General features: G+C 41.9%; 24 protein-coding genes. 15 read left to right on the top strand and 9 right to left on the bottom strand.

What is annotated here, in order from left to right; translation table 11 throughout:
• Positions 1–48: 48 nt before the first annotated feature.
• A complete protein-coding gene (locus AN392_RS14015; protein ID WP_033102829.1) occupies positions 49–981 on the top strand; it encodes a hypothetical protein in 933 nt (310 codons plus the stop codon).
• Between the two features lie 98 nt (positions 982–1079).
• Here AN392_RS14015 and serA read toward each other — a convergent pair whose 3' ends face one another.
• From serA to metK, 5 genes are all read right to left on the bottom strand, one after another.
• Entirely contained in the window at positions 1080–2309 is a 1230-nt protein-coding gene (serA, locus tag AN392_RS14010) for a phosphoglycerate dehydrogenase (RefSeq protein WP_055013065.1), read from the bottom strand.
• 9 nt (positions 2310–2318) lie between these two features.
• Positions 2319–2972, bottom strand: coding sequence for a ribose-5-phosphate isomerase RpiA (rpiA, locus tag AN392_RS14005; protein WP_055013064.1), 654 nt, complete (start codon positions 2970–2972; stop codon positions 2319–2321).
• A 52-nt stretch (positions 2973–3024) separates the two neighbouring features.
• Positions 3025–3621: a 5-formyltetrahydrofolate cyclo-ligase gene (locus AN392_RS14000; protein WP_054201802.1), complete on the bottom strand. Its 597-nt coding sequence runs from the start codon at positions 3619–3621 to the stop codon at positions 3025–3027.
• A gap of 18 nt (positions 3622–3639) precedes the next feature.
• Complete coding sequence (locus tag AN392_RS13995) at positions 3640–4185, bottom strand: hypothetical protein (protein ID WP_055013063.1); 546 nt, start codon at positions 4183–4185, stop codon at positions 3640–3642.
• Between the two features lie 139 nt (positions 4186–4324).
• Positions 4325–5476, bottom strand: coding sequence for a methionine adenosyltransferase (metK, locus tag AN392_RS13990; protein ID WP_008110316.1), 1152 nt, complete (start codon positions 5474–5476; stop codon positions 4325–4327).
• 265 nt (positions 5477–5741) lie between these two features.
• Between metK and tkt the strand changes: the two genes are divergently transcribed.
• The 5 genes from tkt to AN392_RS13965 all read left to right on the top strand — a co-directional run bounded on the left by tkt (position 5742) and on the right by AN392_RS13965 (position 11097).
• Positions 5742–7733, top strand: coding sequence for a transketolase (tkt, locus tag AN392_RS13985; RefSeq protein WP_010387727.1), 1992 nt, complete (start codon positions 5742–5744; stop codon positions 7731–7733).
• A 298-nt stretch (positions 7734–8031) separates the two neighbouring features.
• The gene (locus AN392_RS13980; RefSeq protein ID WP_010387728.1) at positions 8032–8346 is read left to right on the top strand and encodes a pyrimidine/purine nucleoside phosphorylase; all 315 of its coding nucleotides are present in this window, start codon (positions 8032–8034) and stop codon (positions 8344–8346) included.
• A gap of 190 nt (positions 8347–8536) precedes the next feature.
• Positions 8537–8893: a ribosome hibernation-promoting factor, HPF/YfiA family gene (gene hpf, locus AN392_RS13975; RefSeq protein WP_008110321.1), complete on the top strand. Its 357-nt coding sequence runs from the start codon at positions 8537–8539 to the stop codon at positions 8891–8893.
• A gap of 142 nt (positions 8894–9035) precedes the next feature.
• On the top strand, positions 9036–10268 hold the full coding sequence (locus AN392_RS13970) for an NRAMP family divalent metal transporter (RefSeq protein WP_055013062.1): 1233 nt from the start codon (positions 9036–9038) through the stop codon (positions 10266–10268).
• Positions 10269–10518: 250 nt separating this feature from the next.
• A complete protein-coding gene (locus AN392_RS13965; RefSeq protein WP_055013061.1) occupies positions 10519–11097 on the top strand; it encodes a hypothetical protein in 579 nt (192 codons plus the stop codon).
• A gap of 157 nt (positions 11098–11254) precedes the next feature.
• Here the strand turns inward: AN392_RS13965 and AN392_RS13960 are convergent, their stop codons facing one another.
• From AN392_RS13960 to AN392_RS13945, 4 genes are read right to left on the bottom strand one after another with little or no spacing between them, the layout of a single operon-like run.
• Positions 11255–11677: a hypothetical protein gene (locus AN392_RS13960; protein WP_055013060.1), complete on the bottom strand. Its 423-nt coding sequence runs from the start codon at positions 11675–11677 to the stop codon at positions 11255–11257.
• Between the two features lies 1 nt (position 11678).
• Positions 11679–12866: a VWA domain-containing protein gene (locus tag AN392_RS13955; RefSeq protein WP_055013059.1), complete on the bottom strand. Its 1188-nt coding sequence runs from the start codon at positions 12864–12866 to the stop codon at positions 11679–11681.
• 1 nt (position 12867) lies between these two features.
• Positions 12868–13716 (bottom strand): MoxR family ATPase, encoded by an 849-nt coding sequence (locus tag AN392_RS13950; RefSeq protein WP_055013058.1) that lies wholly within the window; start codon positions 13714–13716, stop codon positions 12868–12870.
• A 54-nt stretch (positions 13717–13770) separates the two neighbouring features.
• Positions 13771–13995, bottom strand: a complete 225-nt coding sequence (locus AN392_RS13945) for a DUF1653 domain-containing protein (protein WP_008110327.1) — start codon at positions 13993–13995, stop codon at positions 13771–13773.
• Positions 13996–14056: 61 nt separating this feature from the next.
• On the opposite strand from AN392_RS13945, the gene AN392_RS13940 reads away from it, so the two are divergent.
• The 9 genes from AN392_RS13940 to AN392_RS13900 all read left to right on the top strand — a co-directional run bounded on the left by AN392_RS13940 (position 14057) and on the right by AN392_RS13900 (position 19743).
• On the top strand, positions 14057–14536 hold the full coding sequence (locus AN392_RS13940) for a DUF2947 domain-containing protein (protein WP_008464232.1): 480 nt from the start codon (positions 14057–14059) through the stop codon (positions 14534–14536).
• 75 nt (positions 14537–14611) lie between these two features.
• Entirely contained in the window at positions 14612–15244 is a 633-nt protein-coding gene (locus AN392_RS13935) for a hypothetical protein (RefSeq protein ID WP_055013057.1), read from the top strand.
• A 34-nt stretch (positions 15245–15278) separates the two neighbouring features.
• Complete coding sequence (gene ftsB, locus AN392_RS13930) at positions 15279–15566, top strand: cell division protein FtsB (protein WP_008110330.1); 288 nt, start codon at positions 15279–15281, stop codon at positions 15564–15566.
• Positions 15556–16257, top strand: coding sequence for a 2-C-methyl-D-erythritol 4-phosphate cytidylyltransferase (gene ispD, locus AN392_RS13925; RefSeq protein ID WP_055013056.1), 702 nt, complete (start codon positions 15556–15558; stop codon positions 16255–16257). The genes ftsB and ispD overlap by 11 nt, the downstream gene beginning before the upstream one ends.
• Positions 16254–16736 carry a 2-C-methyl-D-erythritol 2,4-cyclodiphosphate synthase gene (gene ispF, locus AN392_RS13920; protein WP_008464226.1) on the top strand — a complete coding sequence of 161 codons (483 nt, stop codon included), beginning with the start codon at positions 16254–16256 and terminating at the stop codon, positions 16734–16736. The genes ispD and ispF overlap by 4 nt, the downstream gene beginning before the upstream one ends.
• Positions 16733–17782 carry a tRNA pseudouridine(13) synthase TruD gene (gene truD, locus AN392_RS13915; protein ID WP_010387747.1) on the top strand — a complete coding sequence of 350 codons (1050 nt, stop codon included), beginning with the start codon at positions 16733–16735 and terminating at the stop codon, positions 17780–17782. The genes ispF and truD overlap by 4 nt, the downstream gene beginning before the upstream one ends.
• Positions 17763–18527, top strand: coding sequence for a 5'/3'-nucleotidase SurE (gene surE / locus AN392_RS13910; protein ID WP_054201786.1), 765 nt, complete (start codon positions 17763–17765; stop codon positions 18525–18527). The genes truD and surE overlap by 20 nt, the downstream gene beginning before the upstream one ends.
• Complete coding sequence (locus AN392_RS13905; protein WP_010387750.1) at positions 18517–19155, top strand: protein-L-isoaspartate(D-aspartate) O-methyltransferase; 639 nt, start codon at positions 18517–18519, stop codon at positions 19153–19155. The genes surE and AN392_RS13905 overlap by 11 nt, the downstream gene beginning before the upstream one ends.
• Before the next feature lie 9 nt (positions 19156–19164).
• Positions 19165–19743, top strand: coding sequence for a YqaA family protein (locus tag AN392_RS13900; RefSeq protein ID WP_010387753.1), 579 nt, complete (start codon positions 19165–19167; stop codon positions 19741–19743).
• The last annotated feature ends 13 nt before the right edge of the window (positions 19744–19756 follow it).

Raw genomic sequence — 19756 nt, 5'->3', positions numbered from 1 at the left:
TAGTCTTGCTTAAAGCCACTTATGTAAAGAGTTTAATAAGGAAATAACATGAAAAAATTAGTGATTGCAGCCGCGATTATTGCTGCAGGTGTGGGTGGCGTAAGCTATGCAAACTATGTAGCAACCCAAGAGGTACGCGCTGAGGTTGATAAGCAGTTGGCTTTGGTTAGCGAACAAACAGGTGCCAGCTTTAACTATGCAGAACTATCGGCGAGTGTTATTTCAAATAGTGTTGCCATTAGTAATATAGAAGTGACCAGCCCTGAGGGTGAAAATATTGCCACGGTTGAGCATGTGGAAGTGACAGGTTACGAAACCGATAAAATATCGCCTCATACTGCTTTTACACTGAAGAACTTCCAATTTGATAAAAGCTTTGTCGCTACACTGCCTGCAGATACTAATGCACAACTTGCCTCGGCCAGCTATGATTTACACTCATCATTAGATTACGATGAGCAATCAGGTAACAGCGATATAGTTGTTAAACTACACGCCAACGATATTGCCAGCATTGATATGAATATGGGGCTGGCTAATTCTAAAGCGCTTATGGATGCTTCGCTTGAAATAAGCAAAGCTCAGCAAACAGCAGGTGATACACCGCTTACTTATGAGCAAGAGTTGCAACAGCAAACACTTATTATGCAAGCAATGAGCAAGTTAGAGCCACGCACTATGAGTGTAATGCTCGATAACCAAGGTGAGTTAAGTACTTTGCTAGAAAGTGAATTAGCCAAACAAGGTATGACACTAGAGCAGATGCAAATGATGCTAGCTCAACAGTTACAGCAAGCGCCGGTAACCGAAGAAATAGCGCAAGCATTAACTGACTTTGCTAAAGGTCTAAATTCGCTTAGTGTCTCAGCTAAACTGCCTGAAGGTAAAACCATGATGGAAGTAAATCAGCAGCTAATGATGTTAGCAGGGCAACCCGAAGAGCTGGTTAAATTTATAAATTTAGAAGTAAAAGGCAAATAATAGAATAAGTTGCCAGCTTCTAGTTTAATGTAAAAAGCCGTACTCGATTATTCAAGTACGGCTTTTATTATTTTAGCTGATAGCTGATAGCTGATTACTTAGTGAAGAATACGGGCTCTAATTGTGCCTTCAACAGCACTGAGTTCTTTTAGTGCTACTTCAGATTGAACGGTATCTACGTCAATAACCACGTAACCAATTGCTTCATCCGTTTGTAAGTACTGTGCGGCAATATTAATACCATGCTGAGCAAACGCTTGGTTAATTTGCGTTAGCACGCCAGGGCGATTGTGATGCACGTGTAACAAGCGGCTACGGTTAGCAAGTTCTGGTAATGATACTTCAGGGAAGTTAACTGCAGTAATGGTTGAGCCATTATCTGAGTACTTAGCGAGTTTACCTGCTACTTCAATACCAATGTTTTCCTGTGCTTCTTGAGTAGAACCCCCAATGTGCGGCGTTAAAATAACGTTGTCGAATTCACGTAGTGGCGAAATAAACTCTTCATCGTTTGATTTAGGCTCAACTGGGAATACATCAATGGCTGCACCGCTAAGCTTCTTTTCTGTGAGTGCTTCAGCTAGGGCGTCAATGTCAACCACAGTACCGCGTGAAGCATTAATTAAAATAGACCCTTGCTTCATCACGGCAAGCTCTGCTGTACCAATTAGGTTTTTAGTTTGCGGTGTCTCTGGAACATGTAAGCTAATAATATCAGCACGTTGCAATAGCTGTGTTAAGTTATGCACTTGTGTAGCATTACCTAAAGATAGTTTGTCTTCAATGTCGTAATACTCCACGTTCATACCAATATTTTCAGCCATAATACCCAACTGAGTACCAATGTGGCCGTAACCAATAATACCTAAGGTTTTACCGCGAGCTTCAAACGAGCCATTGGCTGTTTTTAACCAGCCGCCACGATGGGCAGCGGCATTACGCTGTGGAATACCACGTAATAACAGCAATATTTCACCAAGCACAAGCTCAGCCACAGAGCGAGTATTTGAAAACGGTGCATTAAATACCGCAATACCGCGCTCACGCGCTGCGTTTAAATCTACTTGGTTTGTACCAATACAAAAGCAACCTACAGCGACTAGCTTTTCAGCTGCGTTTAATACAGATTCGTTAATATGAGTACGAGAACGAAGCCCTACAAAGTGCACATCTTTAATGCGCTCAATAAGTTCGTCCTCTGGCAACGATGTTTTAACGTAGTCGATATTGCTATAACCGTTACGTTTTAGCGTTTCAACAGCGCTTTGGTGAACACCTTCAAGCAAGAGAATTTTAATTTTGTCTTTTGCTAACGATACCTTACTCATAACCATATCCTATTTAATTTGTGGCCCATTTTTAGTGCCGATAATTACTTTATCAGCACCGCGCTCTGCAAATAGGCCGTTGGTAACTACGCCAACAATTTGATTTATTTGTTTTTCAAGCTGTTTAGCATGGGTAATTTTTAAATTATGTACGTCTAAAATAACGTTGCCGTTATCGGTTACAACACCGTGGCGATACACAGGGTCACCGCCAAGTTTTAATAATTCGCGGGCAACATAGCTGCGCGCCATCGGAATAACTTCAACTGGCAGTGGGAAGTCTCCTAAGGTATCGACTAGTTTTGTATCATCAACAATGCATACAAACTGTTTTGCTACAGCTGCCACTATTTTTTCGCGGGTAAGCGCGGCACCGCCGCCTTTGATCATTTCGTTTAAGGCGTTAATTTCATCTGCGCCATCAACGTATACATCGAGTGCCGCTACATCGTTAAGCTCAAACACTTCTATGCCAAGCTCTTTTAAGCGTGCTGTAGATGCTTCTGAACTTGATACTGCACCAACGATGGTGTCTTTAACTGTGCCTAGGGCATCAATAAAGTGATTAACGGTTGAGCCTGTGCCTACACCTACTATGGTGTTTTCTTTTACAAACTCGAGTGCAGCCCACGCAGCTGCTTTTTTTAATTCATCTTGTGTCATTGTTGTCTGCTCATTGGTGTCAAAATAGGCTGTTAGTTTACAAGATTAGTTGTTACCAACAGTAGGTTTTATCGGGTGTTATGATCGTTTTTAGTGGTACATCCCACGATTCAATCGGTAACTCATCGACTTGTTGGCACGCATGTGCGAGGCCAATAAGTTGCGGTTGTTGCCAGTGTTGTTCGTATAAACGTGCCAATGTTCTATCGTAAAACCCACCTCCCATTCCAAGGCGATTACCAAATTTATCAAATGCCACTAATGGCATTAAAACGTAATCAAGCTCAGGTAAGGGGCATATTTGAGAGCAGTTCAGCTTAGGCTCCAAGATACCATAGCGATTTGCTCTCATGGGTGAGTTTTTTTCATAGCGTTGAAATAGTAAATTAGCCCCATTAAATGGATGAATTACGGGCAGGTAAATAGCCTGGCCAGTGTTCCATAATTCATTAATTAACAATGAGGTATCTAGTTCACCATCATTACTTAAATAAAGCGCGATATGGCTTTTTTTGGCCGAATTTATGCTTTTTAAATGTTGAATAAAATTCACTTTAAGCGATTCGGCGGCTAATTCTTGCTGGTTTTTTGATAGGTTATTACGTGCTTTACGAATATCGTGTCTTATTTGTGCGCGATTATTACTCATTAAATAACTTAACCGTAATTAAAAAGAGAATAAATTAGGAAATAATAAGTACGTAGCAAGTACAATAAGCAATATTACGGCTGTAGAAATCAGCGAATATAAAACAAGGTTGCCGCGTTTTTTGGGCTCAGTAGAGAGAGGCTCATCAAGCATTAAATCGTCATCTTCCCATACTTCATTGTTTTCATCAGGTAATGATAATTCAACTTCAGGGAGGCGTTGCTCAATATCTTCTAGTTTTTCTTCAAGGCGAATTAGGCTACTGGTAATGTAATCTAGGGCGTCAAATAAGCGCTGATCTCGCTGGCTGTCGTAAGCTGTTTGAGGTGCCGTTTGTGTAGCCGCAGCTTGCTGAAGTTTGCTTTTAATCCCCAGCGTTGAAAGTAACTTAGCTTGCTTGAGTGCTTTATCTTTGGGGCAAGGGGCAAATAACGGTTTGCCATCAAAAAAAGCAGCCACTTTTTCTGGCGAGGTTTTCAGCTTTTCTGTCAGTGCAGTGGTCACTGCTTGGCTGTCTGCACCTTCTGCAAGTCCTACAAATATAACACGAAAATTGTCGGCCATTTTTTATCCCTAATACGCTTTATTGTATAAGCAGAGTATATACCTAAAATGTTAAACAGTTCGAGACTGTTTTACGACTAACTTAATACACATAGCAAAACGGCCCTAAAAAGGGCCGTTTAAATATTAGCTAAGTGGCTTATAGCCCTGCTGCTGCACGAAGTGCGTCTGCTTTATCTGTGCGTTCCCATGGGAATTCGTCACGACCAAAGTGGCCGTAAGCCGCTGTTGGAAGATAAATAGGGCGCTCAAGATCAAGCATTTGAATTAGACCGTAAGGGCGTAAGTCAAAGTGTTCACGAATAAGTTCAATTAAACGCGCTTCTTCTAATTTACCAGTACCAAATGTTTCAACACTGATAGAAGTAGGCTCTGCAACACCAATAGCGTAAGACACTTGAAGTTCACACTTATCAGCAAGGCCTGCAGCAACAATGTTTTTAGCAACGTAACGTGCAGCATAAGCCGCTGAGCGGTCAACTTTTGATGGATCTTTACCAGAGAAAGCACCACCACCGTGACGAGCCATGCCACCGTATGTATCTACAATGATTTTACGACCAGTTAAACCACAGTCACCCATTGGGCCACCAATAACAAAACGACCCGTTGGGTTAATGAAAAATTTAGTTGCGCTAGTAATAAGCTCAGCAGGAAGTACTGGCTTAATAATTGTTTCCATTACCGCTTCTACTAAGTCATTTTGCGATACATCTTCGCTGTGCTGAGTAGAAAGTACAACGGCATCAATACCTACTGGCTTGCCATTTTCGTATGCAAATGTAACTTGTGATTTTGCATCTGGACGTAACCAGTTAAGCTCGCCGCTTTTACGAACTTCAGCTTGACGCTGCACTAAACGGTGAGAATAAGTAATTGGAGCAGGCATTAATACTTCAGTTTCGTTACATGCGTAACCAAACATTAAGCCTTGGTCGCCAGCGCCTTGCTCTTCAGGGCTTGTACGGTCAACACCTTGGTTAATGTCTGGAGACTGTTTACCAATAGTGTTTAAAATTGCACACGAATCGGCATCAAAGCCCATATCTGAGTGTGTGTAACCAATTTCACGTACTGTTTTACGTGTAATTTCTTCGATATCAACCCATGCGCTAGTAGTGATTTCACCACCAACCATAACCATACCGGTTTTAACGTAAGTTTCACACGCTACACGGGCATGAGAGTCTTGCTCTAGGATAGCATCAAGTACCGCATCAGAAATTTGATCGGCGATTTTATCCGGATGACCTTCAGAAACAGATTCAGAAGTAAATAAATGTTTTGCCATTGTAATTATGCTCACAAATATTGCGCTTCACAAACGTCGGTATTAGCGCTAAAAAATTAAGGCGCGTATTTTATCTAAAACAAGCGAACTTGCATAGTTTTTTTACGCCTAGACGTCTAAATAAAATATATAATAGTAAATGGTTCTTAAAAAATATTCATAATGTCCTATTTTTATGGGTTTTTAATTGCACACAGCCCCTACAATAAGTAAGAATGGAGGTATATAAATACCCGCGCAAATACATATAAAGGTAGGAGAATTCATGCCATCTCGCAAAGAACTTGCAAATGCTATTCGCGTCTTGTCAATGGACGCAGTACAAAAGGCCAAATCTGGCCACCCTGGAGCCCCTATGGGCATGGCTGATATCGCAGAAGTATTATGGCGCGATTATCTAAAACATAACCCAACAAATCCAGAGTGGGCTGACCGAGATCGATTTATACTCTCAAATGGTCACGGTTCAATGCTAATTTATTCTCTATTGCATTTAAGTGGTTATGATTTACCACTGGACGAAATTAAAAACTTCCGCCAAATGCACTCTAAAACACCAGGCCACCCAGAATATGGATATGCGCCAGGAATCGAGACTACTACGGGTCCATTAGGTCAAGGGATCACAAATGCCGTAGGTATGGCAATTGCTGAAAAAGCATTAGCCGCTCAATTTAACCGTGAAGGCCATGACATTGTTGATCACCACACTTACGCATTTATGGGTGATGGTTGTTTAATGGAAGGTATTTCTCATGAAGCCTGTTCGCTTGCTGGCACATTAGGCCTAGGCAAGTTAGTGGCATTTTGGGATGACAACGGCATTTCAATCGACGGTGAAGTTGAAGGCTGGTTTAGCGATGACACACCAGCACGTTTTAAAGCATACGGCTGGCATGTAATTAGCGACGTTGATGGCCACGATAGCGATGCTGTAAGTGCTGCAATTAGCGAAGCAAAAAGCGTGACCGACAAACCAACGCTAATTTGTTGTAAAACAGTGATTGGTTATGGCTCACCTAATAAATCAGGTAGCCACGACTGTCATGGCGCACCACTAGGTGATGACGAAATTAAAGCATCTCGCGAGTTCCTAGGTTGGACGGGTGATGCATTTGAAATCCCTGCTGACATTTATGCACAGTGGGATAACAAAGAAAAAGGCCAACAGCTTGAAGCAAGCTGGGATGAGAAATTTGCCGCATACGAGCAAGCATTCCCAGAGCTCGCTGCTGAATACAAACGCCGTACAAATTCAGATTTACCTGCTGATTGGGCTGAAAAGTCACAAGCGTATATTGAGCAGTTACAAGCAAACCCAGCAAACCCAGCATCACGTAAAGCATCGCAAAATGCATTAAACGCATTTGGTCCGTTACTACCTGAGTTTATGGGTGGCTCTGCCGATTTAGCAGGTTCAAACTTAACAATTTGGGATGGCTCTAAAGGCTTAACGGCAGACGATGCAAGTGGTAACTACGTTTACTACGGTGTGCGTGAGTTTGGTATGTCGGCAATTATGAATGGTATTGCACTTCATAAAGGCTTTATCCCTTACGGTGCAACGTTCTTAATGTTTATGGAATACGCACGCAACGCGGTTCGTATGGCTGCATTAATGAAGCAACCAAGCATTTTTGTATACACGCACGATTCAATTGGTTTAGGTGAAGATGGTCCAACTCACCAACCAGTAGAGCAAATTGCCAGCATGCGTTTAACGCCTAACCTTTACAACTGGCGCCCATGTGACCAAGTTGAGTCGGCAATTGCATGGCAACAAGCTATTGAACGTAAAGACGGTCCTACATCATTAATCTTTACTCGCCAAGGCTTAGAGCAACAAGCACGTGATGCACAGCAATTAAGCGACGTTAAAAAGGGTGGTTACATCCTAAGTTGTGACGGCAACCCAGAGCTTATTCTTATTGCTACCGGCTCTGAAGTACAACTAGCGCAAGACTCTGCAAAAGAGCTACGTGCGCAGGGTAAAAAGGTACGTGTTGTATCTATGCCGTGTACTGATGCGTTTGAAGATCAATCGCCTGAGTACAAAGAAAGCGTATTACCAGCAAGCGTTTCACGTCGCGTAGCGATTGAAGCGGGTATTGCTGATTACTGGTACAAGTACGTAGGTCTAAATGGCGCCGTAGTCGGTATGACCACCTTTGGTGAGTCGGCACCAGCTAACGAGCTATTTGAATTCTTCGGCTTCACCGTAGAAAACATCGTTAACAAAGCAAACGCATTGTTTTAAGCGACTGCTTTAACATTTAAAAGCCCGCCCTGCGTAAAATAGGGCGGGCTTTTTTATGAGTTGTACTTTTATCACCTCTCTAAAGCGCAGTGTCTCATCGCCCTCTTTATGCATAAATTACTAAAAGATCTGTTCGAAACTCGCAGCCCGTTGCTCGAAGCATATCTCTCTATAAAGTCGTTCATTTTTAATCTTTTGGCTTCTAAATGAGTAATTTTCACAGCACTTAACTTGCAAGGTTTTTGTGTATCAGGCACTGTGGAGGTAACAAAATTATAAATTAATAACAGGAGTTAACATGCCAAAGTTCGATAACGTTAGTGTGGTTAAAAAAGCCAATGTATATTTTGATGGCAAAGTATCAAGCCGAACTGTGCTTTTAGGAAATGGTGAAGCGAAAACCTTGGGTTTTATGCAACCCGGTGAATTTGAGTTTAATACTAACCAAAAAGAGTGTATGGAGTTGTTAGCAGGGCAGTGGGATGTGTTATTACCAGGTGAAAGCGAGTGGAAAACATTTAATGCGGGCGAGTCATTTAATGTTGATGCTAATGTCAGCTTCCATGTAAAAGTAAGTGATTTTGCTGATTATTGCTGTTCATACACAGATTAATTACATGAATGGTTAAATTATCAGCACCTCTGAAAGGCCGCTATCACGCGGCTTTTTGCATACTTAATGCTAAATGAATGATCTAAATCAGGTGGGGTAATAAATAATTGCTAAATTTAGCTATTTTCTCTTGTGTTAATTCGTTTAGCCCCCAATACTAACTGTGAGGTAACATAAAAAAGGATACCCTATGAAAATTAATCTTTCTGGTCACCATGTTGACGTTACTGATTCTATTAAAGAACACATTAACGAAAAGTTTTCTAAAATTGAGAGTCATTTTCCATCATTGATAGCGCTCGACATTATTCTTTCAAAAGAGCATCACAAGTTCCAAGCAGAAATTAGTACAAATTATGAAGGTGCGCGAATATCAGTTAAAGGGGAAAACGAGGTTATGTACCCAGCCATTTCAAGCGCAGCTAAAAAACTCGATGCCGCACTAAAGCATCGTAAAGGGCAAATAAAAGCGAACTTACATGAAAAGCCTGTAAGTACCACACCTGAAATAGCACACGAAATCATCCAAGAGATGGATTTAAATTAATAACTAACAATGTGTTATTTTTAAAAAGAGCCTAAGGGCTCTTTTTTATTGCCTGTAAATTAGGTAAGTTATGCACTCACACAGTTTATTAATGATAAAAATTAATAATAAAAGCACATAACACACCAAATTTGAGAAGTTAATGCAGTACACACAAAACACATGGAAGTCTCGGTTAGGGACACTCGGCCCAGGTATTTTAATGGCAACCGCTGCCATTGGTGGCTCACACTTAGTTGCATCGACTCAAGCTGGTGCATTATTTGGTTGGCAGCTATTTTGGCTTATTGTGGTGGTTAACGTTTTAAAGTACCCGTTTTTTCGCTTTGGTATGGAATACACACTCGCCACCAAAAATAGCCTAGTAGAAGGGTATAAAAACCAAGGGCCTGGCTATTTTTACAGTTTTATTGCCCTCAATATTATTGCCGCTGTGGTAAATACCGCTGGCGTATTGTTGCTTACGGCGAGCTTATTACACTACGCATTACCTATTAGCATTCCTGTTACCTTGTTGTGTTGGTTAATATTGGCTGTGTGTTTAATTATATTATTACTAGGGCACTTTAAAGCGCTCGATAACGTTGCAAAAGCTATTATGGGGCTACTTACTATTGCAACCATAACCGCATTAGTTATTGCTATAAATAACGGCCCTGTAGCCCCTGTAAACTATGTTGGCCCCTCACCGTATGAACTTGCCATGTTAGGCTTTATGGTTGCCTTAATGGGCTGGATGCCAGCGCCTATTGAAATATCGGCACTGAGCTCGTTGTGGCTTAAAGAAAAACAAACTCAGCAAAGTGTGACTAAAAGCCAAGGCTTATTCGACTTTAATTTAGGTTATTGGTTAACCGCCGGGCTTGCGCTGGTATTTTTTAGTTTAGGTGCGTTAGTGCAATATGGGCAAAACAGTAATATAGAGCTTGGCGGTGTCGCTTTTGCTAAACAGCTGATTGATATGTATGCACTTACTATTGGCGAGTGGGCAAGGCCTTTGGTATCTGCCATCGCGTTTTTGTGTATGTTTGGCACCACACTCACCGTGCTTGACGGTTACGCCCGAACACTTAACGAATCGCATAAACTACTGGGTTTTAAGCAATCAAAACACAGCTTAAATACGTGGCTTATATTACAAGCATTGGCCGGTATGGCGGTGATCTTATTTTTTAAATCAGCTCTTGGGCCCATGCTTACCTTTGCCATGACGCTTGCGTTTGTAACTACCCCCGTTTTTGCATGGCTTAACTTCAGCCTAGTTCGCTCAGAGCCTGCGATTAAACACAGTCTACTTTTGCGTGGCTTAACCTGGTTAGGCTTGGTGTACTTGGTTGGTTTTGCTGTGGCGTTTGTAGTGTGGAAGTTGATGTGATTTTATATTCGAGGTTCGAGGTTCGAGGTTCGAGGTGAAAGGTACAAACCAAACGATCTCTGCATAGATGTAGACTGTTGTAGACCCCGATAGGCTTCAGCGAGCGAAGATAAGACGGTCAAAAATTATGATGTTTATCCTAATTAGTTAAAATATGAGTTAGATAGGGCTGAGTGAATGTACGATAACAATCCAATTGAGTTTATACACCGCTTATTTGGTATTCCTTACTCAGGAAGACGGTACTAAAATGGCAAGCTCGGCTAATCAACTCCCACCTGCCAACCCTAAAAAAGGGTGGCTTTCTATAGGCGTTTTATGTTTAATCATTACTCTCTATGCCTACAGCTTTAAATTAGAAATTAGCACATTAAGTCTTATTGCTGAAAATGTAATTTCGTTAAAAATTAAACCTGTAGTAATTCCTTTGATAGTTATGATGCCCGCTTTTTTTGTACTCATCTACGGGATTTATCAAAGAATGCATGGTGATATATCAGAGAAATCGATGCGAAGGGGGCTGTTTGTTATTATAGGATGCTTCCCTCTATTTCTGATTACCTGGTGGATTTACAGCTGGCAACTTAGTGATAAGCTTGAAAGTGAAGGCTATTCCATTTGTCACTGGTATTCAGGAGCTTCACTAGGAGCTCCTGAAATTTGGCTTTCAGATCCAAGTTACTGCATTGAATACGGTTATTTAGTAAGGATTGAATTACTTGAATGGCTAAAGCAGCAGCGGTTAAGTGGCAAAAAACCATCCATTGAAGTCTTCGAGAAGCAATTAGAATTCATACTCAGTGAATACCATCAAAAATATGGTGCATGAACTACTTAAAATGCATTAACTAAGTTCTTTTTTCGCTTTACTTATCCCATTTAAACTAAGTGGGTACATGTGGTTGTTCATTAGCTGCTTCATAAAATTAATTGATAATGCGGTTAATGTTCAACGAGTTGTGAGTTAAACGAATCTAGCCTAATTGTTACTCATTTGAGTAAACAACAATTTCATCAGAATTTGGTAATTTATAAAATCCAACGTTTTTTGATTGCTTACCAATGAAATCAATAGCATATTTCATCTCTGCAATTGTTCTTACTGTAGAAAATTTATCTTTAAAACATGCTGAGAATTCGTATGTGAAAGATGTTGACTGATCATAACCTCCCAGCTCTAAAAGGTTATATTCAGCAAAAGGATCTGGTCCTAGAATTTGATGAGAGGTAATAAAAGGCACTCTTGAGTCTTGTGATTTCCAATCATTCAAACATTTAGCTTCAACATTACTTGCTAATAAATAAATGCTTTCATTTTTTTTAGAGTCACTTATAAAGATAGAAATAAAAACCATATTTATAATAAGTGATGCAAACAAAACTAATTTTAATGTATTCCTATTAATCATTTTAACTCAGCTCTTTTATCGCGCTACTTATCCCATCCAAGCTCAGCGGGTACATGCGGTTGTTCATTAGCTGCTTTATAAAGTCAATTGATTGATAGTACGGCCAATGCTCAACCGGCTGTGGGTTGAGCCACGCGACTTTATCAAAGTGGTTAGTGATTCGTGCCAACCATGCACTGCCGGGTTCTTCATTCCAATGCTCTACTGAGCCGCCAGGGTAGGCAATTTCATATGGGCCCATAGTGGCATCACCGACAAATATAACTTTGTAGTCGCTGGTAAACTTGTTGATCAGCGTCATGGTATCAATAACGTTTGAGTGGCGGCGTTGGTTATCTTGCCACACGTGTTCGTATAAACAGTTATGGAAGTAGTAAAACTCTAAATGTTTAAACTCGCTGTGGGCGGCGCTAAATAACTCCTCACAGGTATGAATGTAGTCATCCATTGAACCGCCAATATCAAACAACATCAATACTTTTACCGCGTTGTGGCGCTCGGGGGCCATTTTTACATCGAGCATGCCGCCTTGTTTGGCGGTCGCGCGAATAGTCTCGTTTAAATCAAGGGTGTCACTTGCGCCAGTACGAGCAAATTTGCGTAGTTTTTTAAGTGCCAGCTTTATGGTACGAGAGCCAATTTCACGGTCGGAATCTAAGTTTTTGTATTCGCGCTTATCCCACACTTTTACTGCTTGGCGATTACGGTTACCGTCTTGACCAATACGCACACCCTCAGGGTTATAGCCGTATGCACCAAAAGGCGAGGTGCCGCCTGTACCTACCCACTTATTGCCGCCAGCGTGGCGTTTTTGCTGTTCTTCTAGGCGCTCTTTTAGGGTTTTCATTAGCTCGTCGAGCCCGCCCATGGCTTTTAGTTGGGCTTTTTCTTCATCACTTAGGTGCTTTTCAAACTCTTTACGCAACCAATCTTCAGGTAAATTGTGTTGCTGTTTTAAGCTCTCGAGCAGGTCTAAGTCGGCAATACCGCTAAAGTAATCGCTAAAGGCTTTATCGAACCGATCAAAATGGGTTTCGTCTTTTACCATAATAGTGCGCGCTAAATGATAAAACGCGTCTACATCAGCAAATATAACGCCTTGTTTTAAAGCGTTAATTAAATCGAGTAGTTCGCGCAGGCTCACAGGTAAGCGGTATTCTCGTAATTTGAAGAAAAATGCAATCAACATCTTAACGGCGACTCATAAACGCAAGTTTTTCGATTAGGCTTATGTCTTGCTCGTTTTTAAGCAGCGCACCAAACATCGGCATTAAACCGCCTTTTTGCGTTTTGTCGTGCAGGATTTTTGCGTCTATATCTTCAGCCATTAATAGCTTTAACCAATCCAGTAACTCGCTGGTAGATGGCTTCTTTTTAAGGCCGTTGGCTTCGCGTAAGTTAAAAAATACTTCTAGCGCTTGGCGAACTAAATCTTGTTTAACATGCGGGTAGTGCACATCAATAATTTGCTGCATTTCGTCGCTATTTGGAAAATCAATATAATGGAAAAAACAGCGACGTAAAAACGCATCAGGCAGCTCTTTTTCATTGTTTGATGTGATGATCACAATAGGGCGCTCTTTAGCCACAATGCGCTCACCGGTTTCGTATACATAAAATTCCATTTTATCGAGTTCGAGCAGTAAATCATTTGGAAACTCAATATCGGCTTTGTCTATTTCGTCAATAAGTAGTACTGGGCGTTTGCCGTTTAATTCAGCGTACATGAAGGCTTGCCACAGCTTACCTTTAACTATGTAGTTGCTAATATTGTGAACGCGCTCATCACCTAGCTGGCTGTCGCGCAAACGCGATACTGCATCGTACTCGTACAAACCTTGCTGCGCTTTAGTGGTTGATTTTATATGCCACTGAATAAGCTCAGTATCTAAACTTTTCGCTAACTCTTCAGCCAGCATGGTTTTACCTGTGCCAGGCTCGCCTTTAATTAAAAGCGGTTTTTGCAGCATAATAGCGGCGTTTACTGCCTGTTTTAATGCTGAGCTTGCGATGTAATTATCAGTAGAATTAAATTGCACGGGTTATCCTTTATCTGGTCTGAGCAGTAATTATTATGCGTTATAATGCCATAGTTAATCGGCTTCACCAAGGTAGGCAAAACGGGCGATAGTTTTACCGTCTTTTTCTACGGTTTCAGTAAACATACTTAGTGGGCGTGCCCATATGCCGTATTCACCGTATAAGGCTTGGTAAATAACCAACTGCTCGTTGGTTTCGCTGTGGGTCGCCACATGCATAACTTTATATTGTGGGCCTTTGTAGTGTTGATATAAACCCAGTTTTAGTGCTGTAGTCATAGTCTGTTATCTTGTATAATTTGCCTTCGCTTTTTATTATGCCAAAGAATACAGCAATACTATGAATTATATTTCTCTTGATGATTACAAAAAAGCCTGGGTATTTCGCCACAAAGATATTCCGGTTTCAGATATTGATGCAGCCAATATTAAACCGATGACCAGCGAGCGTGCGGCCGTACTGTGGACAACCATGGTGAGTCGTGAACATGACCATCCAGACTTTTTTGATAAAACCGATTGGTGCGCGCAAGAGCAAAACTTTAGCCAAGAAATTAATTGGGAAGATGCGTGGGAAAGCGAAGAACCCCAATTTCCAGATGCTATTTTGAACCACTTAGATTGGCAGGCTAATACCACTGTGTATTTTTGCATGGCACGCGACAATATTATCGAAACGACATTTGATGTGTTTAAACGTAACTGGCAAAACTTTATGTTTTTGGCTGATGGCAGCTTATTAATAGGTAAAAAGCGCAGCACTATGGTGCAATTTTTAGAATCAGGTATTGCAAAATTAGGTGAAAAGCCAAGCGCTTAAATTACTACAAGTGCTTAAAAACTGTGCATTACTGTGTTATAAAACAGTATTAAAATGTTTTTTTGAGTACAGCGATTGGTTGCTAAAAATAAGCAGTTTAACACAAGCCAGCAAGTTGAAATGTGGCAAACTGATGCACAAAAAGTGCTTTACGCACAATTATGCAATGCTTTTTATCAGCGTGAAGTTCAGCGCTTAGTGGCTGAACCTAATGGTGACCGTTTACGCAGGCAATTAAAAAGCCTGCCTTATTATATTGAACGTGCCGTAACACGTGTAGCTAATGCACCATTGCCTTTTACGCTTGATGCGCAAAATGGAGGCTGGCTTGAAAAACAAAAACCTACACCGCCAGAGGCTAATCCTGCAGCGAATGAACTTTTTTATCAAGCGCATGCCAAAGTAGGGCTAATAATTCCGGTATTATTACAAAGTCACGGTCAAATTCGGGTTAGAATAGATAGCATTGATCAAGTAGCTGATACGCAACTGCATTGTAATGAACTTGGCTGGTTTGATTTTTTAGGCCAAGGACTTGAGCAACAAAGTGCGCAATTGCTTAAACCTAGTAAAACGAGCCTTGCAGCGGCGTGTTGTGGCCACCAGTGGCAGTTTTCAAAGCGTAGCACGCCACGGGTTTTGTCATTACGGGAAATGTTACTAGCTGCCAATATTAATTGGCGCAATGTTAAGCGGCCGCTAGCATAAGTAGATAATTAAAAATTAAAATAAGGAGTGTTTAATGCGATTTTTTCAATTTGGCTTGTTGTGCTTAGCACTTTTTATCCAGTATCGCCTTTGGTTTGGTCATAACGGGGTGCAAGACTACACCCGTTTAAAAAATGCGGTGGCATCGCATCAACAAACTAACGAAAAACTAATAAAGCGTAATAAAGTATTAAAAGCGGATATAGAAGATTTAAAGCTCGGCCACGAAGGCATTGAAGAGCGTGCCCGCAACGAATTAGGAATGATTAAACCGGACGAAACCTTTATTCGTGTTTTACCGGCTCAACACCATGACAAATAAACAAACTATTGCTGCTATTGTTCCTGCCGCAGGTGTTGGCAGTCGAATGCAACACACAACACCAAAGCAATATATTTCCTTAGCAGGGAAAACCATTCTAGAGCATACGCTCGCTAAGTTATCGCAGTTACCGCAGTTAAACTCTATAGTGGTGGCTCTGAGCGAAACCGACCCCTACTTTGACGACCTTACGCTAGCTGATCCTCGCATTGTGCGTGCTATTGGCGGTAAAGAGCGCGCAGATTCAGTGTTAAACAGTTTATTGTTTTTAGCTGCCAACCCACCTGCTTGGGTTTTGGTGCATGACGCTGCAAGACCTTTAGTCGATATTGCTGATATAGAGCGCTTAATCGCACAGTGCCTGCAGGCTAATGAAGGCGGCATTTTAGCCAGCAAAGTAAAAGACACTATAAAACGAGGGCAAAGCCATGCGCAGCAAACTGTGCCTCGTGATGATTTATGGCAAGCGCTTACCCCGCAACTGTTTAAATACGACGAGCTTAAAACGGCATTGCAAAGTACGCTTAACAGCGGCGTTACCATTACTGATGAAGCCAGTGCAATGGAGTGGGCAAATAAGCCGGTAAAGCTGGTAGCAGGGCGTAGTGATAATATTAAAATCACCACCCCAGAAGATTTAGATTTAGCAGGCTTTTTACTGCAAAAACAAAATAATGAGAGTGCAAAATGATACGAATAGGCCATGGTTTTGACGTACATAAATTTGGAGGCCAAGGGCCTTTAACTATCTGCGGCGAAAAAATTGATTATCCACAAGGCTTTTTAGCACACTCAGATGGTGATGTAGCTATTCATGCCTTATGTGACGCTATTTTAGGATCATTAGCGCTGGGCGATATTGGTAAGCACTTTCCGGATACGGCCAGTGAATATGAAAATATTGATAGCCGTATTTTACTTCGCCATGTAGTGAACCTAGCCAAGCAACAAGGTTATGTATTGGGCAATGCGGATGTCACTATTGTGGCACAAGCACCAAAAATGCTGCCGCACATTCAAGCGATGCGTGGCAACCTTGCCAGTGATTTAAATGCCGAGCTTTCTCAGGTAAATGTAAAAGCTACCACTACCGAAAAACTCGGTTTTGAGGGGCGTAAAGAAGGCATTTCCAGCCATGCCGTGGTCATTATGAGCAAACAAAACGCATGAGCGAATTAAATTATTTATATGGCGCGCCGCTTTCCAAAGCCGACTTTAAAACCACCGCAGAAGACTTTATGGTTGATGAGGATCTCGGTATAGAGTTTACCGGCAGTGGTGAACACGTGTGTTTGCAAGTGGTTAAAAAGGGTGAAAACACCCAATATGTTGCCAAGCTGATTGCACAAAAAGCGGGTGTATCGCCACGTGATGTAAGCTATGCCGGTATGAAAGACCGCCATGGAGTATGCTCGCAGTGGTTTAGCGTAAAAGTACCGATTAAAAAGCATATTGATTTTACTGAGCTGAACAGTGAAAGCGTGTTTGTGGTATCGCAGCAGCGCCATGAGCGAAAATTGCGCACTGGTTGCCATAAAGGAAATAGATTTACTATTACCTTGCGCAATGTAACCGAGCCGCTTGATATTTTATGCCGTATAAACGCGGTACGCGCAGGTGTGCCTAATTATTTTGGTGAACAGCGCTTTGGTCGTGATGGGCACAACCTAGTGATGGCCGAAAAAATGTTTGCCGGTGAGCGTATTCGCGATAAAAAGCTGCGAGGCATTATTATTTCTGCTGCGCGTTCACATGTGTTTAATCAAATTGTTAGTTTACGCGTGGCTGAGCATGGCCTTGCTAAAACCATGCACCGCGAAGTATTTATGCTCAGTGGCAGTAATGCATTTTTTGAAGATGCGATAAGTGATGAAAATATTGCACGGCTTGCCTCTGGCGATATTATGATGTCGGCGCCCATGGTGGGCAAAAGTGAAAAAGGCTTAACCGAACAAGAAAAAACATGGTTGGCACCGTATCAAGCATGGTGTGATGGCTTAGGGGATTTAGGGCTTAAAAACGAGCGTAGAATGCTGCGTTTAATACCCCAAGAGCTAAGCATAGAAACACTTGATGAACGCACATTAAAACTCAGCTTTGGTTTACCCAAAGGCTGTTTTGCAACGGCTTTACTGCGCGAACTGGTTAATTATACTGATGCCAGCCCTCGCGAGCGAAAAGAAAAGGATACCGCAGATGAAGATTCTATTAAGTAATGATGATGGTGTTAATGCCAAAGGTATTGCTGTTTTATATCAAGCATTAATACAAATCGCTGAGGTAACGCTGGTTGCTCCAGATAGAAATTGTAGTGGTGCTAGTAATTCACTAACGCTAATGAACCCGCTGCGTGCCACAACGCTCGACAACGGCTTTATGTCGGTAAACGGTACACCCACTGATTGTGTGCACTTAGGTGTTAATCAATTAGTGGATGAAAAACCCGATTTGGTTGTTGCCGGTATCAATCATGGCGGTAATTTAGGCGACGATACACTTTACTCTGGTACAGTTGCTGCGGCGACTGAAGGTCGTCATTTGGGCTTACCAGCAATTGCGGTATCTTTGTGCTCTCATCATGGTGAGCATTTTGAAACAGCGGCAGCCGTTACTGTAAATATTATTAAAGGGCTTGCTTCACATCCGTTGCCGAAAGATCAGATCATTAATATTAATGTTCCCGATATTCCGCTCTCTGAGCTCAAAGGCGTTCAGGTAACTCGTTTAGGGGCTCGTCACAAAGCAGAAACCATGACCAAACAAACCGATCCATGGGGGCGCGATATTTTTTGGTATGGATCGCTAGGGCTTGAAAGCGACGCAGGTGAAGGCACTGACTTTTATGCGGTTAATAATGGCTATGCATCAGTGACCCCGTTAAGCGTTGATATGACTGCCAAAGACAGTATTAAAGCCGTAGGAGAGTGGTTAGCCGAGTTGGAGATTAACCGTGCTGGCTAATTATACTCGTAGTGCACAAGCGCTTTCAGACTTATTACAGCGAGATGGCGTAGAAGATAAAGAGGTTTTAAAAGCAATAGCGCAAATTCCTCGGCATATTTTTATTGATGATGTACTCAAACACAAGGCGTATCAAAATACCGCGCTACCTATAGGACAAGGGCAAACTATTTCTCAGCCCTATATTGTTGCGCGCATGACCGAGCTAATGCGATTAGCCGGTGTGCAACATAAGGTGTTAGAAATAGGCACCGGGTCGGGCTATCAAACGGCGGTTTTAGCTAAAACCTTTGATAAGGTATATTCGGTAGAGCGTATTAAAGCTTTGCAATGGCAAGCTAAACGCCGATTACACCAGCTCGATTTGTACAATGTCACCATGAAACATGGCGATGGTTGGCAAGGCTGGCAGTCACAAGCGCCATTTGATGGCATTATCGTGACCGCTGCGGCAACCACCATTCCCCCCGAGTTACTCGCACAACTTGCAGATGGAGGCGTATTACTGGCCCCTATTGGTGAGGCAGAACAAAATTTAACCATGGTTATTCGCCAAGGCGATAGCTTTACAGAGCATGTAATTGCGCCAGTAAGATTTGTACCTTTAGTCCCTGGTGATATTGAATAGGAATTCATTTTGAAGTTGTTTACCAAGTTATACGATATGGCGCTAGTGTGGGCTAAACACCGCCACGCAGAACGTTATTTAGCAGGAATGAGCTTTGCCGAATCGGTTTTTTTCCCGGTCCCGCCCGATGTAATGTTAGCGCCGATGTCGCTAGCGCAACCAAGTAAGGCATGGCGATTTGCAAGCTTTGCTACGGTTGCCTCTGTGCTTGGCGGCGTGCTGGGTTACTTACTTGGATTTTGGTTATTTGAACCGGTTGTAGAGCCCTTTATTGCGCAAATGCAATGGCAAGATAAATTTAATACGGCGCTTGCATGGTTCAAAGATTACGGTGTTTGGGTGGTATTTATAGCGGGGTTTTCGCCTATTCCTTATAAAGTATTTACCATTGGCGCTGGTGTATTACAAATGGCGTTTTTACCTTTTATTATTGCCTCAGGTATTGGGCGTGGCGCGCGTTTCTTTTTAGTATCTGCTTTAATGAAATGGGGCGGAGTTAAAATGGAACAAAAATTACGCCAATATATTGAAGTACTTGGCTGGGCAGTGGTTGCTTTAATCGCTGTTGCGTACCTATTGTTGCGATAATCGCCATAATATA

Origin of the sequence: Pseudoalteromonas sp. P1-16-1b (genome assembly GCF_001401785.1) — a bacterium.
Taxonomy (GTDB): Bacteria; Pseudomonadota; Gammaproteobacteria; order Enterobacterales; family Alteromonadaceae; genus Pseudoalteromonas; species Pseudoalteromonas undina.
Note: the sequence above shows the minus strand (reverse complement) of the source record. Positions and strands in the feature narration are given on the sequence as shown.